General features: G+C 62.9%; 16 protein-coding genes and 1 pseudogene. 10 read left to right on the top strand and 7 right to left on the bottom strand.

Going from position 1 to position 17,472, the window contains the following annotated elements; translation table 11 throughout:
- Nucleotides 1-3: 3 nt before the first annotated feature.
- Nucleotides 4-573, bottom strand: a complete 570-nt coding sequence (locus tag M1L53_RS15355; RefSeq protein WP_054187180.1) for a DUF5655 domain-containing protein — start codon at nucleotides 571-573, stop codon at nucleotides 4-6.
- Between the two features lie 95 nt (nucleotides 574-668).
- Nucleotides 669-1,322 carry a GNAT family N-acetyltransferase gene (locus tag M1L53_RS15350; protein WP_176742015.1) on the bottom strand — a complete coding sequence of 218 codons (654 nt, stop codon included), beginning with the start codon at nucleotides 1,320-1,322 and terminating at the stop codon, nucleotides 669-671.
- A 124-nt stretch (nucleotides 1,323-1,446) separates the two neighbouring features.
- Between M1L53_RS15350 and M1L53_RS15345 the strand changes: the two genes are divergently transcribed.
- The 6 genes and pseudogenes from M1L53_RS15345 to M1L53_RS15320 all read left to right on the top strand — a co-directional run bounded on the left by M1L53_RS15345 (nucleotide 1,447) and on the right by M1L53_RS15320 (nucleotide 7,923).
- Nucleotides 1,447-2,838 carry an MFS transporter gene (locus M1L53_RS15345; protein ID WP_042925076.1) on the top strand — a complete coding sequence of 464 codons (1,392 nt, stop codon included), beginning with the start codon at nucleotides 1,447-1,449 and terminating at the stop codon, nucleotides 2,836-2,838.
- Nucleotides 2,839-2,841: 3 nt separating this feature from the next.
- Nucleotides 2,842-4,398: an aminotransferase class V-fold PLP-dependent enzyme gene (locus M1L53_RS15340; protein WP_185744462.1), complete on the top strand. Its 1,557-nt coding sequence runs from the start codon at nucleotides 2,842-2,844 to the stop codon at nucleotides 4,396-4,398.
- Between the two features lie 127 nt (nucleotides 4,399-4,525).
- Nucleotides 4,526-5,857: a cyclopropane-fatty-acyl-phospholipid synthase family protein gene (locus tag M1L53_RS15335; RefSeq protein ID WP_054187182.1), complete on the top strand. Its 1,332-nt coding sequence runs from the start codon at nucleotides 4,526-4,528 to the stop codon at nucleotides 5,855-5,857.
- Nucleotides 5,858-5,877: 20 nt separating this feature from the next.
- A pseudogene (locus M1L53_RS34805) lies at nucleotides 5,878-6,795 on the top strand (lipase family protein); the annotation flags it as partial.
- A gap of 88 nt (nucleotides 6,796-6,883) precedes the next feature.
- Nucleotides 6,884-7,198: a lipase family protein gene (locus M1L53_RS15325; RefSeq protein ID WP_315974178.1), complete on the top strand. Its 315-nt coding sequence runs from the start codon at nucleotides 6,884-6,886 to the stop codon at nucleotides 7,196-7,198.
- A 53-nt stretch (nucleotides 7,199-7,251) separates the two neighbouring features.
- Nucleotides 7,252-7,923, top strand: a complete 672-nt coding sequence (locus M1L53_RS15320; RefSeq protein ID WP_030537075.1) for a DUF1345 domain-containing protein — start codon at nucleotides 7,252-7,254, stop codon at nucleotides 7,921-7,923.
- A gap of 21 nt (nucleotides 7,924-7,944) precedes the next feature.
- Here M1L53_RS15320 and M1L53_RS15315 read toward each other — a convergent pair whose 3' ends face one another.
- Complete coding sequence (locus tag M1L53_RS15315) at nucleotides 7,945-8,574, bottom strand: LysE family transporter (RefSeq protein WP_037130153.1); 630 nt, start codon at nucleotides 8,572-8,574, stop codon at nucleotides 7,945-7,947.
- 110 nt (nucleotides 8,575-8,684) lie between these two features.
- On the opposite strand from M1L53_RS15315, the gene M1L53_RS15310 reads away from it, so the two are divergent.
- Together M1L53_RS15310 and M1L53_RS15305 are read left to right on the top strand one after the other, a co-directional pair.
- Nucleotides 8,685-9,341, top strand: coding sequence for a nitroreductase family protein (locus tag M1L53_RS15310; RefSeq protein WP_003942413.1), 657 nt, complete (start codon nucleotides 8,685-8,687; stop codon nucleotides 9,339-9,341).
- Entirely contained in the window at nucleotides 9,335-9,940 is a 606-nt protein-coding gene (locus M1L53_RS15305; protein WP_030537073.1) for a dihydrofolate reductase family protein, read from the top strand. Before M1L53_RS15310 ends, M1L53_RS15305 begins: the two co-directional genes overlap by 7 nt.
- Here the strand turns inward: M1L53_RS15305 and M1L53_RS15300 are convergent.
- The gene (locus tag M1L53_RS15300; protein ID WP_197492815.1) at nucleotides 9,937-10,740 is read right to left on the bottom strand and encodes a sulfite exporter TauE/SafE family protein; all 804 of its coding nucleotides are present in this window, start codon (nucleotides 10,738-10,740) and stop codon (nucleotides 9,937-9,939) included. The two genes, M1L53_RS15305 and M1L53_RS15300, sit on opposite strands and share 4 nt — an antisense overlap.
- A 92-nt stretch (nucleotides 10,741-10,832) precedes the next feature.
- Between M1L53_RS15300 and M1L53_RS15295 the strand changes: the two genes are divergently transcribed.
- Nucleotides 10,833-11,636: a helix-turn-helix domain-containing protein gene (locus M1L53_RS15295; RefSeq protein ID WP_054187183.1), complete on the top strand. Its 804-nt coding sequence runs from the start codon at nucleotides 10,833-10,835 to the stop codon at nucleotides 11,634-11,636.
- Here the strand turns inward: M1L53_RS15295 and M1L53_RS15290 are convergent.
- The 3 genes from M1L53_RS15290 to M1L53_RS15280 form a co-directional block, all read right to left on the bottom strand.
- Nucleotides 11,614-12,063 carry a hypothetical protein gene (locus M1L53_RS15290; RefSeq protein WP_007732260.1) on the bottom strand — a complete coding sequence of 150 codons (450 nt, stop codon included), beginning with the start codon at nucleotides 12,061-12,063 and terminating at the stop codon, nucleotides 11,614-11,616. The genes M1L53_RS15295 and M1L53_RS15290 overlap by 23 nt on opposite strands.
- Nucleotides 12,064-12,109: 46 nt before the next feature.
- Nucleotides 12,110-13,363, bottom strand: a complete 1,254-nt coding sequence (locus tag M1L53_RS15285) for a glycoside hydrolase family 1 protein (protein ID WP_082900860.1) — start codon at nucleotides 13,361-13,363, stop codon at nucleotides 12,110-12,112.
- A gap of 140 nt (nucleotides 13,364-13,503) precedes the next feature.
- Nucleotides 13,504-16,773: an arabinosyltransferase domain-containing protein gene (locus M1L53_RS15280; protein WP_397517560.1), complete on the bottom strand. Its 3,270-nt coding sequence runs from the start codon at nucleotides 16,771-16,773 to the stop codon at nucleotides 13,504-13,506.
- 55 nt (nucleotides 16,774-16,828) lie between these two features.
- Here M1L53_RS15280 and M1L53_RS15275 point away from each other — a divergent pair, with 55 nt between their 5' ends.
- Nucleotides 16,829-17,374, top strand: a complete 546-nt coding sequence (locus tag M1L53_RS15275; RefSeq protein WP_007732256.1) for a hypothetical protein — start codon at nucleotides 16,829-16,831, stop codon at nucleotides 17,372-17,374.
- Nucleotides 17,375-17,472 lie beyond the last annotated feature (98 nt).

The raw sequence follows: 17,472 nt of genomic DNA, 5'->3' as shown, positions 1-17,472 counted from the left end.
GACCTACCGGCCGTTCTGTTGATACGCGATCGCTGTCAGCGATCCGACTTCGTCGTTCACGTCTGCGGTGCTGGTAAGCCCGATCTTGTGGGTCGACTGCCCGGGAGCCTTGGCTGGCACAAGAAGTTCGGATTCGGGGGCCTCGACAAAACGTAGTCCGAGGTCGACTCGGGCCTTGGTGGCCGCTGCGATGGCGGCGAATTGGCGAGCGCGAACGAAGGGTGTGTAGGTTCCGCGGCCTTCGACCCGAACATCGGCTCCGAGTTCTTCGATCAGACGTCGGGCTGCATCGAAGATCGGCCGCAGTGCTGCCTTCGGGCCGCTGTACTGCTGGTCGATGTATTGCTCGACGGTCGGCTCCACCCATCCGGCCTGTTCGGCAGTCTCGAATGCAATTGCCCACTGCGAATTCTGCGGCACACCGTGCTCTGCTTTCAGCCACTTGCGCACTTCGTTCTGATCGAGCGGGTCGACCCCGGACGTCCGTACGGCCTCAACCCATTCTTCGAGGGTGCGCCCGGTACGGTCGCGCATGGACGAGGTGACTGCGGCCATCATGTCGGAGGGTTCCATGTGTCTGTTCTACCGGTTGTCCCTGGTCTTCCGGTTGTCACTGGTCTTCCGGTTGTCGCTGCTCTCTCGGTTCTCACGGTGCACGGGTAGCTCGCTCAGTCGATGCCGAGCATCGTCTTGAACGCGCGCACGCCGGTCACTTCGACGGGATACGGCGGTGCGACAAAATCTTCGCGGCTGAGGGTGAAGAGACGACGCACGGTCATGCGACCGTCGGCAGCCAACTCCTCTACTGTGCCGTCTGCGCGGTACCCGACTTTGGTGGACACCGTGATCGAGGCGGGGTTGTCCGTGAATGCCGATGACACCACGCTTCGTGCACCCAAAGAGTCGAATGCGAATGCGCAGATTGCCTGTCGGGCGAGAGTGCCGACACCCCGGCCTTGGAACCCGCGTCCAATCCACGAGCCGGTTTCACCGGTACGACTGGTAGGAAAGTCCGTCGCGGCGAACGCCTGGCAGCCGACGGTTTCTCCGTCGACGACAATGGCTGTTTCGAATTTCCAGTCGGTCATGGTCATCGCTCCGCGGACCGACCAGTGGTATTGGATGAATCTTCGCGACACTTCGTCGGGAGTGCCCACCGTCCAGGGGACGAGAAACGGCATCTGTTCGGCAGGGTGAATGCCGGCTCGGACCAGCGCAGTGAGTTCGGGGAAATGATCGTCGCGCACAGGGAGCAAGGTGATGGGCCCACACGTGATCGTGACTCCGTACGGAGGCCAGATCTCTCGCAGTGGGTCAACCATCGTCTTCAGACCTTCGTTTCGTGTGCGAATCGGGTCACAGTCTGGCATGCCAGGCCCGTCCGAGTGAGCGACTTCTGGTCATCGGGATTCTTTTGCCCTCGCGGTACGAAGTCGTGACATTAGTGTGTGGACGGTGACTACAGACAAACCGGTACGTCTTCGTGAAGGTAGATCGCCCGACAGGCTTTCGCGTGGTGTGGTGGCCGGATACGCAGCGGGAAGTGTCGGTACGGGTGGATTCGGTGTTCTGCCAGGTCTGGTACTGGCGTACTACCTGACCGACACGCTCGGCGTTGCCGCGGCGCTCGCGTCGCTTGTGGTCATTGTCCCGAAAATCGCCGACGTCCTGATCGATCCGCTGATCGGGTCGATCAGCGACCGAAGCTCTCATCGAACCGGTACGCGAGTGCCACTCATGCTCGCAGGCGCTCTGGGACTGCCGTTGCTCTTCATTCTCACGTTCTCGGCCCCGGTGTCGGCCGGCCCAGGAGTCGGGGCGATGTGGGTGCTCGTCTTCTTCCTGCTCGCGGCGAGTGCCTACAGCCTCTTTCAGGTTCCATATATCGCGTTGCCGACCGAGTTGACCGGCGATTACCACGAGCGCACTCGGTTGGTATCGGTTCGAATTGCGGTGTTGGCCCTGACAATTCTGGTCATCGGCGCCGGCGGACCCGAGCTCCGCGATGCTGCCGGAGGCGGAGCACGCGGTTATCTGGTCATGGCGATCGGGGTGTCGGCGCTGATGTGCGGGGCAATGATCTGGGCAGTTCGCGGAGCCGCGCGCCACACGGTGACTCACGCGGACGCGCCGGTCGGCTCGTTGCTCTCGCAGTACCGGGACGGGTTCGACGCGATACGACGTACCCGCGCGTTCCGATTGCTGGTCAGCGTCTTCGTGCTCCAAGCTCTTGCCACCGCCGTGATGTTGGCGGGTGCGCAATATCTGGCGACCTATGTGATGGGCAACGAAGGTGCGCTCACCGGTCTGTTCGTTGCACTCGTCGGACCAGCTCTCGTCGTCATGCCGCTGTGGTACCGGTTCTCGCATCGGTACGGAAAGCTTCGCGGTTACGTGGTGTCTTCGGTTCTGTTCGTCGTCGCCACGGCGTTGTTGACGCTTGCGGCTGTCGACGCGGGTTCGTGGATCTACGGTGCCGTCGCGCTTGCCGGCGTCGGCTACGCCGGCATGCAGGTGTTCCCGCTGGCGATGCTTCCGGACGTCATCGAGGACGACGCGCGAATCGGTGGGCGCCAACGCGGTGGTTCGCTCAGTGGCATCTGGACCGCCGCGGAAACCGCAGGCCTTGCCCTGGGACCCGCGGTGTTCTTGGGTGTACTCGCGGTGACCGGCTTCGTCTCGAAAACTGCGGGCGAGACTGTCGTGCAACCGGAATCGGCGCTGACCGGAATTGCCCTCGGCTTCTCGGTCGTGCCGGCGATCCTGGTTGCGATCAGCCTGGTCGTATTGCGGAATTACCGCACCGAACAAGAATCCACTCACGAGAACGAAAGGTGAACGATGAGTTCCACTCGGGCCGAGGAACTTCAGGGCAAGATCGTCGAGAGCGCAAACCTCGAGAAGAGGGCGGCCGACATCTTGAGTCGGTTGCGTTCGCTTCGCGAGCAGGACGCTCCGACGCACGGAGGCCGGGTTCTGTCGTACGTGTACGACAGCGGCCTCGCAGCGCTCGACGAGTTGGCAGCGGACGCAGCTCGATTGGTTCAGCCGGTCAACGGTCTCGACCCGACGGTGTTCCCGTCCACCGCGGTGATGGAGCGTGAGTTGGTTGCGTTCGCACGCGAGTTCCTCCATGGAGCTTCAGACCCAGCCGCAGATACAGACGCCGGAGGCGTAGTCGTCGGCAATGTCACCAGCGGCGGAACGGAGAGTTGTGTGTTGGCCGTCAAGGCAGCTCGCGACTTCCGTGGGCTCCCGCCGGGTGAGGGTTCGCTGGTTCTTCCGACCACCGCGCATGCCGCTTTCCACAAGGCAGCTCACCTGCTCGGACTGGAACTGATCCTGGTACCAGTAGATCCCACGTCGGGGCGCGTCGGCGCACAAGATATTGCGACGGCAGTTCGGAAAGACACGGTCTTGATCGTCGTCTCCGCGCCCAGCTACCCGTTCGCGGTGCTCGACCCGATCGCCGATGTCGCGGAAGTTGCTCGTGCACATTCGATTCCACTGCATGTCGACGCCTGCATCGGTGGGCTTGCGTTGCCGTGGTGGGGTGATCTGCCACCCTGGGATTTCCGGGTGCCCGGGGTCACCAGCATGTCCGTCGACTTCCACAAGTACGGATACTCGCCCAAAGGCGTTTCGGTCCTGCTGCACCGAGGGCGAGATCTGCATCGCAAGCAGTATTTCGGACTCACGGACTGGCCGGGGTACCCGGTGGTCAATCCCACGCTTCTCGGTTCCAAATCCGTTGCTGCTCTTGCCGGTGCTTGGGCGATTTCGCAAGTCCTCGGGCAATCCGGGTACGCCGAATTGGTGTCCCGGGCGCAGCGGGCCACTCGTGCACTGATCGGCACGGTCGAGGCAATCGAGGGTCTTCGCGTCGTGGGCTCGCCGGTGGGACCACTGTTCGCGGTCGCTACCGACGATTCCGTGCCGCTCGAACGGCGAGTGGATCCGCATCGCTGGGTGAGCGCTGTCGGTGCCCGCGGCTTCGTCCTTCAAGGGCAGCCGGCGTCGACGCAACCTGACGGGACGACGTTGCCTCGAACAACCCACCTCACCGTCACCCCGGTGACGGAATCTGTGCTCGGCGAGTTGACCAGCGCACTCGTCCTCGGTGCCGACGACGTTCGCGGCTCGGCGGCAGCCGAGGCGCCGCCGGCCCTGGCAGAGTTGGCCGGAGCATTCGAACGTGGCGATGTCACCGTCGCCGATGTTCTTGCGTTGCCCAGTGACGCCGTCGCGGCAGCGTTGACGTCGGCGGGGCTGGATCCTCGGGGCTCTTCCGATTCTCCCTTGGACATGGCGGCCGTCCTCGCGGCAGTGGAATCGCTGCCACGTGAGGTCACGAAGAGACTGCTGGTGGAATTCCTCGCCGGAATGGTGGAACCCTGAACTCGGCGATGAATACCGAAACCGCGATGAACACTGTCCAAAACTCGGACAAATGGCGCGAAAGATTCGCGAATCGGGCGTAAGTTTTCTGTCATCGGCTAACCATCTTTTGTCGGAGGGTTGATCAGTGACTGGTGCCGCGGCCAAGATTTTGACGGTGTTCGAGGAAGTGATCGGGGTTCCGCTTCCGGTTCGCGTGCGATGTTGGGACGGTTCGGAGGCAGGGCCACCGGACGCCGCTGCGCAGGTTCACTTCCGGAATCGGCGTGCCCTACGGCGGGTCCTCTACTCTCCCAACGAATTAGGGCTGGCGAGGGCGTACGTTTCCGGCGATCTGGACGTAGACGGCGATATCTTCGCGCTCCTCGACGTCCCGGAACTGGTCACGCGGCTCGGTGAGAATCGTTTGTCGACGTTGCCGCTGCGCTCGATTGTTCGCGCCGCCGGTACTTTCGCCGGCTTGGGGGCGGTGGGTCCACCACCGTCACCCCCGGCGATCGAGATGCGTAGTAAGCGAGGCAAGCGGCACAGTAGATCACGCGATTCGGCGACTGTCTCCCATCACTACGACGTCGGGAATCGCTTCTACGAACTGTTCCTCGGGCCGAGCATGGTTTATTCGTGCGGATACTGGCCGGAAGGTGTCGAATCCCTCGAAGCTGCTCAGTACGCGAAGCTGGACTTGATTTGCCGCAAGCTCGATCTGAAGCCGGGAATGCGACTGCTCGACGTCGGCTGCGGTTGGGGATCGATGGCATTGCACGCCGCCCAGAACTACGGCGTTGACGTCGTCGGAGTCTCGCTGAGCAACGAGCAGGTCGAATACGCCAAGGGGCGAGTTGCCGACGCGGGTTTGACCGATCGTATCGAGATTCGGGTGCAGGACTACCGCGACGTCGACGACGGCCCTTACGACGCGATTTCGAGCATCGGCATGTCCGAGCACGTGGGCCTGGTCAATTTGCCGGTGTACACGGCAAAACTCTACGACCTGCTCGTGCCGCAGGGTCGTCTGCTCAATCATGCCATCGCCGCGGTGAAGTCGTTGTCGGACAACGTCGATGACGGTCCCAGCTTCATCGACAGGTACATCTTCCCGGACGGTGAGATCCTTCCGTTGAGTAAAACCATTGATGCGCTGGAACTTTCGGGTTTCGAGACGCGTGACAGCGAAGCGTTGCGCGAGCATTACGCACTGACACTGCGCGCATGGGTGCAGAACCTTCGTGAGAACTGGGACGCATCGGTCTTACAGGTCGGTGCTCCCCGGGTGCGTACCTGGTTGCTGTATCTCGCTGCCAGTGCCCTGGGTTTCGAGGAGCCGCACAGGCTTACGATTCATCAGGTTCTGGCCGTGAAACCAGGGGATCGGGGGGCCAGCGGCATGGCCCGCTCGCGTGACAGTTGGTATCGATCGATTGAAGTCCCGCAGATCGAAACCGGTCCGCGCGTCGACTGAGGCCTATACGTTGGATTTCCATGAGCACCCGGAAGGTTGTCCTCGCGGCACTGACGATTTCGGCCGTTGCGGTATCAGCGCTGTTGCCGACCTCGCTGCTGTTCACACCGATGTCGAACGCCGAACCTGTGAACGATTTCTACGATGCGATTCCGGGCGACGTCGGTGATCCGGGTTCGGTGATTCGGACGGAACCGCTGGCTCTGGCCGGTGCCGTCGGCGGAGTGCCTGGTGTGGGGACCCGGATCCTGTATTCGAGTACCGACACCCACGGATCCAAGGTTGCTGTGTCGGGCTCGTACCTGGAGCCGGCTGCCCCGTGGTCAGGAGCGGGCCCCCGCCCGACGGTGGTGATCGGTCCGGGTACGCAGGGCCAAGGTGATCAGTGCGCGCCGTCGAGGATGTTTCCCACTGCCGGTCAGCTCCGCCTGGCGGAACCCGGGAATCCGTCGAACTACGGTGCCGGTGTGGACAGTGTCGGTGTCAACTACGAGTCAGCTTTTGCTTTCGCTTTCCTCACCCAGGGCGTTCGTGTATTCGTCACCGACTACATCGGACTCGGAACACCCGGCGTCCATACCTACGTCAATCGCGCCGAGGAAGCCCATGCGATGTTGGACGGTGCGCGCGCTGCCCGAGCCCTCGCGCGGGCAGGAGAGGACGATCCGATAGCGCTGTGGGGCCACTCGCAGGGCGGCGGCGCCACTGCCGCTGCAACCGAACTGGCACCCGAATACGCGCCTGAGTTGAATCTGGTCGGGAGTTACGCGAGCGCGCCCCCGGCAGACCTGGCAAGCGTTCTGCGTCATATCGACGGTACCGGCCTGATGGCCGCGATCGGTTACACGATCAACGGCGTCCTCGACCGCTATCCCGCCGCCCGAGAGCCGATCGAATCTCGACTCAACGACTACGGCCGGTCCGTGCTCGCCGACGTCGCCGGGCAATGCCTCATCGATTCCCGAACCAAGTACGGGAAGCAGTCGACGGCGTCGTGGACCACAGACGGACGACCCACTCGCCGACGTGGTGGAATCGGTACCGGAGATCCAACAGGTGATCGAGGAACAACGCATCGGGTGGCGAACCCCGGCCTCGCCGATTCTGGTCAACGGAGCGCTCAACGACGATTTCATCCCGTACGAGCAAACCCGGCGCCTGGTTCAGGACTGGTGCGCGCGCGGGGCCGAGGCGACGTTGTTCACCGACACCTTGCCTGCGGTGAATCCGGGGAGCGGCAACAACCACCTCGCGCCGGCCGTAGCGGATTTCGGCGTCGGATTGCAGTACGTGCTGGACAGATTCAACGGCAAGCCGATAGTCGGTGCGTGCAACGCCTGAGTCGCCGTGTCACGTAACCACCGTCTCACTTCTAACAGTGGTTGACTGAGCCCGTGAACGATCGACCGCACGACCTTCCGATCAACCCGGTTCCACGGAGCGCCCTGGGTGCCGGGCCGGCGCTGAGAGTGTCGACGGGTCTGCTGCTCGGTGTGGCCGCCGGTGTCGTCACGGCGTTGGTCGGCTACCCCCGATTCGCGTTTCTGATCGGCTGGGATGTGGCGGCGATGGTGTTCACGGTGTGGACGTGGATTCTGGTCTGGCCCTTCGACGCGACGCTCACCGCAAGCCACGCAACGCGCGAAGAGCCGGCCCGAAACGTCGCGCACCTGCTGATTCTCGGTGCCGCCGTCGCGAGCCTGGTCGGTATCGCGTTCCTGCTCCTGGCGGCACCCGACGGACATCACTACCAAGTAGTGGCGGCATCGGTTGCAGTCGGCAGCGTCGTGATCTCGTGGCTGGCGGTCCACACGCTCTTCGCCCTCGGATATGCACGGCTGTACTACTCCGGCCCCGACGGCGGAATCGATTTCAATCAGGAAGAACCGCCGAGGTACAGCGATTTCGCCTACGTGGCGTACACGGTCGGGATGAGCTTCGCGATTTCCGACACCAACTTGAAGTCGTCGGACATGCGCGCGATGGCACTCGGCCACGCATTGCTGTCGTACCTGTTCGGTTCGGTGATCGTGGCGTCCGTCGTCAACTTGATTGCGGGCCTGTGATCTCTCGAGCCGTGTGACCGATCAAGCCGCTGCACGCCCGATGCTCGAGAGGAAGCCGGCGGCTCCGAAGAACAGACCGGCGAACACTCGATTGGTGGTTCGCTGCTGTTTGGGGGAGCGCATCAAGGTGAGCACCCGGGCGGCCAGGCCGGTGTATCCGGTCATCACGATCACGTCGACTGCGCACATCGTGGCGGCGATGATCAGATACTGCGGCAGCAGCGGCGCCGACGGGTCCAGGAACTGCGGGAGCACTGCGAGCATGAAAACGACGGCCTTCGGATTGCTCGCGTTCACGAGAAATCCGCGAAGCATCATCATCGGGCCGGAGCTGCTCGCGGCTGCCTCGTCGGTCTCCACCTCGGTGGGCGCCGATCGCCACTGCCTGATCCCCAGGTAGACGAGGTATGCGACACCGAACCACTTGATCAAGGAAAAGGCCACGGTCGAACTGGCGAGAATTGCACCGACCCCCGCCGCGACAATTCCGATCTGCAGCAACAATCCCAACTGCAGCCCGAAGATGTTCCAGTATCCGCGTCGCAAGCCATAGGCAAGTCCCGACGACATCGACGCAATGGCGCCGGCCCCCGGCGACAGGCTGATCACCCAACTTGCTCCGAAGAACGCCAACCAGACGTGCCAACTCATGTCGAAAGTCCTTTGATCGGGAAATACTCCCGACAACGAGCACGCACGGGATCAGAAAAGTGTAGACGGACAGTCCTGCTCACTGCTCGCGACAGTGCAATGATCGGGGGATGACGTCGTATCCCGTACTCGACCTGACACCCGACGAATTGCTGACCACAACGCGGACCGTTCGAAAGCGTCTGGATCTGACCCGTCCCGTGCCGTTGGACCTGGTGAAGGAATGCCTCCAGATCGCCCTGCAAGCGCCCTCCGGTTCGAATCGCCAGGGCTGGCAGTGGATGGTGGTGACCGATCCGGCACTGCGTGCAGCAGTCGGGCAGATCTACAAGGAAGTCACCGACGAGTACCTTGCCTCTCACGGTTCGGCGGCAAAACTCTTCGCCGATGATCCCGATCGCGCGCCGATTCAACAACGCGTGGGCACCAGCGTCGCGTGGCTCGGTGAGCACATGGGTGAGGTGCCGGTCCTTCTCATTCCGTGTATCAAGGCGGGCAAGACGCTGCCGGAGGGGAACCAAGCCGGCCTGTGGGGTTCGCTACTCCCGGCTGCGTGGAGTTACGCGCTGGCCGCGCGGGCACGTGGGCTCGGTACGGCGTGGACGACATTGCATTTGCAGCGTGAAGCGGAAGTTGCCGAGCTGCTGGGCATTCCGGCCGGATTCCATCAGGCTGCGCTCATCCCGACGGCGTACTTCACCGGCGAGACGTTCAAACCCGCCGCCCGTGAACCGGTCGACAACGTGCTGCACGTGGACCGATGGTGAGCCTGATCTACTCGGCGATCTGCTCGATCGACGGGTATGTGGCCGATGAGCAGGGGAACTTCGACTGGGCGGTTCCCGACGCGCAGGTCCACGCGTTCGTCAACGAGCTAGAGAGGGGAGTCGGCACGTACCTGCTCGGGCGCCGGATGTACGAGACGATGATTCCCTGGGAAACAATGGCGTCCGAGGATCTCGAGCGTTCTTCGGTGGCAGGAGGACCTTCGGCTCCGGGCGAGTTTGCCGGTATCGAGGCGGCGACCGCCGAGTTCGCTCAGATCTGGCGTGGAATCGACAAGATCGTGTACTCCACGACGCTGAACGAGGTGTCGACCGCACGTACCAGGATTGTCCCGAGCTTCGATGAAGACTTCATCCGTTTGCTCGAGAGTGAAGCGGTACAAGATATCTCGATCGGTGGACCGACGGTTGCGGTTAGTGCTTTCGCGGCGGGTTTGGTCGATGAAGTCAGACTGTTCCTGTGTCCGGTCAATATCGGTGGCGGATTGCGAGCTCTCCCGGAAAGCCGGCTTGATCTGCAACTGCTCGAGGAGAAAACCTTCGACGGCGGCGTCATCTATCTGCGATACGCCGTTCGCTAAGCAATCACCATCACTGCCGTGACGACGCCGAGTAGAGCGATGTAGGCGGCGGCATGGACTCGGTCCGGTATGGCACCGACGATTCGTCGGCTCAGCGCGATCGCCGGTAGGGAACCGGCGAGTAGTGCACAGACGGCCAGAAGGTCGACAGCGCCGACTCTGCCCGCCGACAGATCCGAGGCTGAACTGTGCCCTGATGAGACCGCATACACCGCAGTCGCGACGACGGCGACAGGCAAGCTCAACGGGTTGGCGCTCGCGGCGGCGTCGGCCATCGGAACTCCGCGGCGTCGCATCATCGGAACCGTCATGACGCTCCCGCCGACTCCGAGGAAACTTGCGACGGCACCGATGCCTATCCCGACAGCGCGGACGCCGTGACGGTCAAGATGTTCGCGAGGTTCAGATGGTGTCAGAAACCCTTGTCGCAGAAGACTGTCCAAGATTGTCACCAGCAGGTAGAGCACAAACAGAATCCGGACGACGCCGTCGTCTACGTGGCCCGCCGCAACCGCTCCGAGCCCGGCTCCGAGTGCGACGGGGCCGATCAGAGGTCTGATGTACTCCGTCCGAAGCCGTCCTGACTTCCTGAATGCGACTGTGGCACCGAGTGAATTGACCACCATCACGGCCGCCGAGGATGCTACGGCGACATGCATCGGATCGATGACGTCCGGCCTCAGCGTCGATGCAGCGTAAACGACTGGGACAGTGACAAACCCGCCACCGAATCCGAACAGAACGGTGGTGACTCCGGTCAAGGCGCCGAAAGCGAGAAGGATGAGGGCGTAGTGAAGCACTCGATGAACGGTAGCGATTTCTCCGCTGGCGCACATTCGAAGGTTCGCCAGGTTCCATTGTCAATCAGACACGGACTCGGTAGGTTCCTCCGGTGCGCAACATCTCGATCAACGACGTCGATCACTCACCCCGCGGTGTTCTCGCAATCGGAACCGACTACCCACCCGGTCACGTGCTGGCCGCCCACGAACATCGACGAGCCCAGTTTCTCTTCGCTGTGAACGGTGCGATGAACGTCGAAACCGAAGACGGTGAGTGGACTGTTCTGCCGTCCAATGCGGTCATGATTCCCGCCGGTGTCGCTCATGCCGTGACAATGGACGGCGTCAGCACGCGAAGCCTCTACATCGAACCGTCCGCAGCGCCGTGGTTCCCGGTCAGGTGCCGAGTCGTCGCAGTATCGTCGCTCCTGCGTGAGTTACTTGTCGCTGCAGTCGACGTGGATGTCGAGCTGAATGTGGAGGACGACTTCCCCGCACACGGACGCAGCGCCGCGGTATTTCAGCTGATCCTGCACGAACTTCGCGATCTTGCGCCCCTACCTGTGGAACTCCCGCTGCCTCGGCACCCGGGATTGCGGGCGTTGTGCGCGCAGTATCTCGCAGCCCCGTCGATCCATGACTCGCCCACGCGGTGGGCTGACCGACTCCACGTCAGTGAACGGACACTGCACCGCTTGCTGATCTCGGAAACGGGGATGAGCGCGTCGTCGTGGATGCAGCGTGCCTGCATTCTTCACGCGCTTCCGAAACTTTCTGCCGGGGCCAGTGTGACGGCCGTTGCGTCTGAACTCGGATACTCGACGCCGGCTGCCTTCGCGGCGATGTGCACCCGAGTCTCGGGTGCACCGCCCAGTAGCTATCGGGCGCGCGTCACGACACAGACACAGGGATGATGTCGGCGACGACGTCGTGGATGAGACCGTCACGGACTTCGAAGGTTTCACGAATCTCCACGGTCATGAGGCGAGTGCCGCCGATTCCCGCGTCCAGCAGGTAGGTGGTCGAGACGATGTCCCCGGCCTCCGACATCTCGAGGTCTCGGACGCCCTGGATAACGCGGTATTGGATGCCGTTTTCGAGGTCGGCGGACATCTGTGGTCCGGAGAACCCCGTCTTGAGTCCGGCTTCGACGCGGGTCGCATCCGGGGCGAAATGAACATCGGAGACGTCATGGGAGACGAGGGCGTCGATGTAGGCGCGTGCTTGCGCCTCGCGGGGTGAATCGGCCGGGTTCGGGGCTGCCGTCGCAGCGCCTCCGGCAACCAGGATCAGGACAGCGGTGGCAGCGGCAGTTCCGGCGATATTTCGCAGTGTTCGCATGGGACATCCTAACGACGAGGAGTGGAGGAAATTCGGAAAACGGCCCTCATCGAGTAGCCGTACAGCTGCGGGGAGGATCGACGAGCGAGCAGAAAGCCGGGGCCATGACGGGCACGTAGTCGGCCCCGACGCCGTTCTCGTGAATGATCCGGCGGTAGGCGTCGACGCCGTCGGTCGGGATTCGGGCCGCAGTGGGATCGCCGAGAACATCGACCGTGTAGAGGCCGAATCGAGGTCGGTACGAACCCCATTCGTAGTTGTCGGTGATGGACCAGTAGTTGTAGCCGATCACGTCGGCACCGTCTTCTCGGGCGCGTTCCATCCAATAGATGTGATCGCGTAAGTGATTCGCGCGTGTGTATCCGTCGGCACGCGGCGTTCCGTTGTCGGTGGGCATGCCGTTCTCGACGATGTAGAGGGGGAGTTCCGAGTACTTGCCCGAGTACCGCATCAATGCGTCGTACAGGCCTTCGGGCTGCGGCGTGACGTTGTAGAACTCGTCGAGTGCGGCGTACGCGGCAGTCGGATTGTTCAGGGCCACACCGTAGTAGTAGTCGATGCCGAGAAAGTCGAGCTTGTCGCGCACTCGATCCGTGAATACCGAATCGATCGCCTCGGACACGCCGGGAATGAAGGAGAAATTACTGCTTACGCGGGCACCGGGATCGAGAACATGGATGCGGTCGTAGATCGCCCGGTGGACTCGGACCAATGAGTCGAACATCGACGGCGCCTGGGTGAGTGCGATTCCGCCGTAGGTCAATTCGCGCTGAACGTACACAGTCGGCTCGTTGATCGTGATCCAGAGCGCCCCGATTCCGGAGTACCGCTCGACTACCTTCTCTGCGTTGACCAGCCAATCGGCTTCCGTCTTCGGATTTGTCCAGCCGCCTTGATCGACAACCCATCCCGGATACACCCAGTGGTCGAGTGTGATCATCGGAGTCATGCCCCGCGCGCGGATGTGAGCTACCACGTCGTCGTAGTAGGCGAATTCGGTCTCGTTCCAGCTCCCGGCGGCGGGCTGAACTCGCGCCCACTCGACGCCGAATCGGAAAACCTTCGATCCCAGATCGGCCGCCCGGTCGATGTCCTCGGCGTAGCGATGACGGAAGTCGACCGAGTCACCGATCTTGTCGTGGGTTCGTCCGGAATCGGAGTATCGAGACCAGTTGCTGTCCGGCGACGAACCTTCCGATTGGAACCCGGAGGTGGCAACGCCCCAGAGGAAGTCATCCGGTACCTCAGCCGAGGCGTGAGCGGGAAGGGCCAGCACCCCGAACAGGCACGTCAGTGCCATCAGCGCAGGCGCGATAGACCGTGACAGGGCTCCCATGCCTGGGAGACTAAGTCATACAAGTGTCCAGTCGCAGGCGTTTCGTCCGATCCGCCCGCGACTGGACCGTGTCACTCAGTGACCCAGCCGCTCAGAAATTCCGCTCAGAAAACCATGGTCATCGATCCCGGATTCCACGTCCCGGAGCGCTGAACGGTCGCTTCGTCGACCTGGGCAGGTACTGCACTCGGATCGATCGGTGTGTACTTCTCGATCGAACCCCAGTCGCGAGCCCAGTCGTTGTCGAGATACGACGGAATGGTCTGAGCGGTCAGGAGCAGATCGATCCACCCCAACGGTCCACCGCCGTAGTGGTCCTGCCAGGCACTGGTCACGAGCGCGCCGGAATGGTCGGGAAGGATCCGATACTCGGGGACCTCGGCGATACCGACCCGATGATCGAAGGGGCGTTGGCACGGGAATGCCAGTCCGACAGCCCAATCCAGCATGACGGGCGCCTGTGAACCGACGACGTCGTTGAGCTTCTGGGTCTTCGGAACCCGCGGCGGGGTGACGGCCACCCATTGGTCGGGCTTGCTGTCGTAGTCGCTGACGACCAGTCGAATGCTGTTGGCTTCGACGGGAATCTGATCCAACGGCACACGCAGGTTCCGCCATGACGGCGCCGGGCCGATGTCGAGGGGCGCGATCTTTCCGAGTGTTTCGACAGCGTCTGTTTCGGCATCGTCGACGCCACGCGCTGTGCCGTACTCGACCTCGACGTTCTGGCCGTAGGTGACGATTCCGTCCTTGTCGACGGACCGAACACGACCAGCCGCGGCAATCGAGATGATGTCGCCACGCGTGGCGTTCTCGCCCACGTCGGGGAGTTGGTACCAGTCACTGGTCAGAGTGCCGGGGGAGGGCTGACCGTAACTACCCATGACGGGTGTTGTCGCCGGGTCGAGACCGAACGGCAACGCGACCGAACTGCCGTTGACTCCGGTCTGTCCGGCGCCACCGCCGGTTCCGGCCGAGTTGCCGGCGGTGTCCTCGGAGGTGTCGACGGTGTTCGCGCCGCCGGTAGCCGTGGCTTCCTTGTCTGCTCGAAGGTCGGAGGCGACGCCATTCGGATCGAATCCCGTAGCCCCACCGGCGGACAGTCCTGTGGCGACGCTGCCCGAGAGGGGCGTCAGCATCGAGGCGTTCGGATCGGTCTCGAGCAGAACGTCGTTGGCGAGACCGCAATGTCGGCCGAGAACGGCGTCGACGTTTGCACGGCCCACCGAATAGGCCGGGTACTGGGTGACCGCGCCCTTGGCCATGGACAGCACCTCGAAGAGGACCATGGCACCTGCGGCAACCGTCAGTGGCGAGATGGCAAGCAGTCGAGCGTGCTTCGCGGACGGTTCCTTCCCCGCGGTGTACGGCTCACGGAAGAAGTACCACGCGGCGACGCCGAGCATCAGCACCGTCAGCCCGAGGAGGACGGTGCTCGCGCCGAGTCCGCTGATGGACACAGGCTTGTCCCACCACGGAACGCTGTAGCTGGACACGTAGTAGTAGCTGTTGCTGCCGGTGAATGCCACCGCGAGGAGGAACAGGACGGCCGCCGCGAAGAGGGCCCGATTGCGCGGCGAGCGCAGGAGTTTCGTTCCCACGGCGACGGCCGTCATCATCGCCAGAACGGCGGTGAGTCCGGCAAAGATTCCGAAGTGGTGCGTCCACTTGGTCGGCGAGAACATCAGCAGTGGCAGTGCGCCGATCGTCAGCCCCACGACGCGGCGTGACGGGCCGGCGGCCAAACCGGGAATACGGCCCCCTTTGCGCAGCATCATCGCGGTGCAGACGCCAAGGCACAGAACCATGACGAACACACCGAATCTGCGAGTCAGGGAACCGTCGACGGAGATGTTGAAGAGGTACTGATAGCGGAGGTACTCGTCGAACCAGGGCTGATTCGGTGAGATCGAGTGGACGCGTTGCATCTCGATGACGGCGGCCAGACTTTGATCGCCGAACGCGGGGATGAGAATCGAGAGTCCGGCAGCTAGCAGTGGCCCGACAGCCGCGACGTAACCGGTGGTGCGCGCACGTTCGATGATGATGCGCATGATCGGGCGTATTCCGGCGATGAGTGCGGCAAAGCAGATGAGGCCGGAAGGGCCGGCAGTCAAGGTGAATCCGGCGATCAGGATCGCGACTGCGACCGGCAGAAGTCGTCTCGTCGCGACGGCGCGTTCGATCGAGCACCAGGTCAGCAGCACGCCGAGGGCAACGATCGGTTCGGGGCGCAGTCCGTTGTTGAACGGAAGCCAGAAAGCGAGGAAGACAAGCGCGCCGGTCCAGAGGGCGAGTCGATTTCCGCGAATGGCGGCGCCCAGCCGAGGCGCAACCTCCCGGCTGATGACGAGCCAGGTGATGATGCCTGCCAACAGAGCAGGCAGACGGACCCAGGGGCTTGCGGTGCTGACGTGGGCCAGGAGTCCGAGGATGTTGTAATACGGCGTTCCGAACGGGGTTTCGGGGACCGCGAACCACCGGAAGTAGTTGGACATGTAGCCCGATTGCTCGGAGGCTCTTGCCATCGTGAACTGGTAGCCGTCGTCGGTGGTGGTAGCGCCGATGAAGTGCCACAGCACCAGAGTTCCGACGACGACCCCGTCGAGGACGGTGAACTTCCACCATCGGGCGGGCAGAAATTTGCGTGTGCCCCGGCCGTCGCGGTTGTCGAGGCGGTGCAGCGCGAAGAGGGACACGACAGCCGTGAGTGCCCCGAGAATCATGGCGAGAGTCTTGATCACCGACGGGCTCGACGTGAAGCGAGAGTCCGCCTCGATCGAGACGTTCAAACCGGCTGCCGCCGAATCGAGGTCGCTGAAGACGCCGACTACCTGTGGTCGGCTGTCGCCCTCGATGACGCGCGGTTCGGAACCGGTGGCGCTGAAGGTGGTTCGGGTCGGCTCGGCGGCGAGCGTGAGCGCGCATCCAGTCTGCAGATCAGCAACGGGTGTCGAGAGCAACACTTGATCACGCAGGACAACGTCGACCCGAGCGGGAGCGTCGGCGGATTCGGGGGAGACGGTGGCAACAAATCCGTAGCGGCGCGCATCGGGGGCACCCGGAGGTGCAGTCGAGACGAGTGTTCCGCCGGTGGCGGCCAACTCGCTGATCGACGCGCACGGAATCGATGCCTCCATGCGCAACGGTGTGTACGAGACCAATGGCGCCTCGACGCTTGTCGTCGACCCGGCCTGCGGCCAGTTGACGACGGCGGTGTCCTGCTCGATCGGCAGGAACGGCACTGATCCGCACAAAACTATGCCGAGGATCGATGCGACAATCGCAACGATCCGTGCTCGGTTCGGTCCGCTGGATCGCTGAGGGGTCGGCAAGGCCGGAGGTGCGGTCGTGGCCACGTCACTGTCTGTCACGACTTTGGACCCTAGCTGTGCGTGACGTGTTTGTTATAAAAGCGCGAGTAATGGGATGGTCGTGTTCCCGGTGTCATTCCTCGGGGTGGGGTTGTCGGCGATCGAGGCGGGGGGTGCTGTGCGCGAATTTCACGAGTCCATTCCCCTGAGCCCACTACTGCGGCGTTCGGCGGTCGCATTGTGCGTCGTCCTCGGAATTGTCCTGGTAATTGTCTGCGGGTTCGCGGCAATCGTGGATCGCGACTCGGCGGGCTACGTCGGCGCCGTGTTGTCCGCGGTCCTGTCCTTCGGGTTGGCCGCGTACATGTGGAAGGTGCGCGTGATCATCACCACAGACGTCGAACGAGTGTCGATCGCGCTGTCTCCGGGGCTGCGTCAGGTATTTAGGTGGGACGAAGTTGTGTCTGCCACTGCAGTACATATCGGGATGGGCTCCGGAATCGGTTATCGAATGACCGGCCCAGGTATGCGGGTAATTCTCGCGTCACCCGGCGACGGGGTCCGCTTTCGTCTGCATGACGGCCGTGAAATCTCGGTGGCAACACCTCGAAGGGACGAGCTGATCGAACTCGCCCGGCGGCGGGCGCCGGACCTGCAGTGAGCGTTGCAGGTGGACCGGTGAAAAACGGGGTGCGCCTATCCTGGATAATTGACATCAGTTCTGTGTTTCAGGCGCGCTGTTCAGGGCCTGTGATGCCG

Origin of the sequence: Rhodococcus sp. T9N, from assembly GCF_024436645.1 — a bacterium.
GTDB lineage: Bacteria > Actinomycetota > Actinomycetes > Mycobacteriales > Mycobacteriaceae > Rhodococcus_F > Rhodococcus_F qingshengii.
This window is presented reverse-complemented; position numbering and strand designations above follow the sequence as displayed.

Excerpts from the sequence above, each read along its gene's own strand:
- M1L53_RS15355 (WP_054187180.1), bottom strand. The coding sequence starts at position 573 with ATGGAACCCTCCGACATGATGGCCGCAGTCACCTCGTCCATGCGCGAC.
- M1L53_RS15350 (WP_176742015.1), bottom strand. The coding sequence starts at position 1,322 with ATGGTTGACCCACTGCGAGAGATCTGGCCTCCGTACGGAGTCACGATC.
- M1L53_RS15340 (WP_185744462.1), top strand. The coding sequence starts at position 2,842 with ATGAGTTCCACTCGGGCCGAGGAACTTCAGGGCAAGATCGTCGAGAGC.
- M1L53_RS15315 (WP_037130153.1), bottom strand. The coding sequence starts at position 8,574 with ATGAGTTGGCACGTCTGGTTGGCGTTCTTCGGAGCAAGTTGGGTGATC.
- M1L53_RS15310 (WP_003942413.1), top strand. The coding sequence starts at position 8,685 with ATGACGTCGTATCCCGTACTCGACCTGACACCCGACGAATTGCTGACC.
- M1L53_RS15305 (WP_030537073.1), top strand. The coding sequence starts at position 9,335 with ATGGTGAGCCTGATCTACTCGGCGATCTGCTCGATCGACGGGTATGTG.
- M1L53_RS15290 (WP_007732260.1), bottom strand. The coding sequence starts at position 12,063 with ATGCGAACACTGCGAAATATCGCCGGAACTGCCGCTGCCACCGCTGTC.
- M1L53_RS15285 (WP_082900860.1), bottom strand. The coding sequence starts at position 13,363 with ATGGCACTGACGTGCCTGTTCGGGGTGCTGGCCCTTCCCGCTCACGCC.
- M1L53_RS15275 (WP_007732256.1), top strand. The coding sequence starts at position 16,829 with ATGGTCGTGTTCCCGGTGTCATTCCTCGGGGTGGGGTTGTCGGCGATC.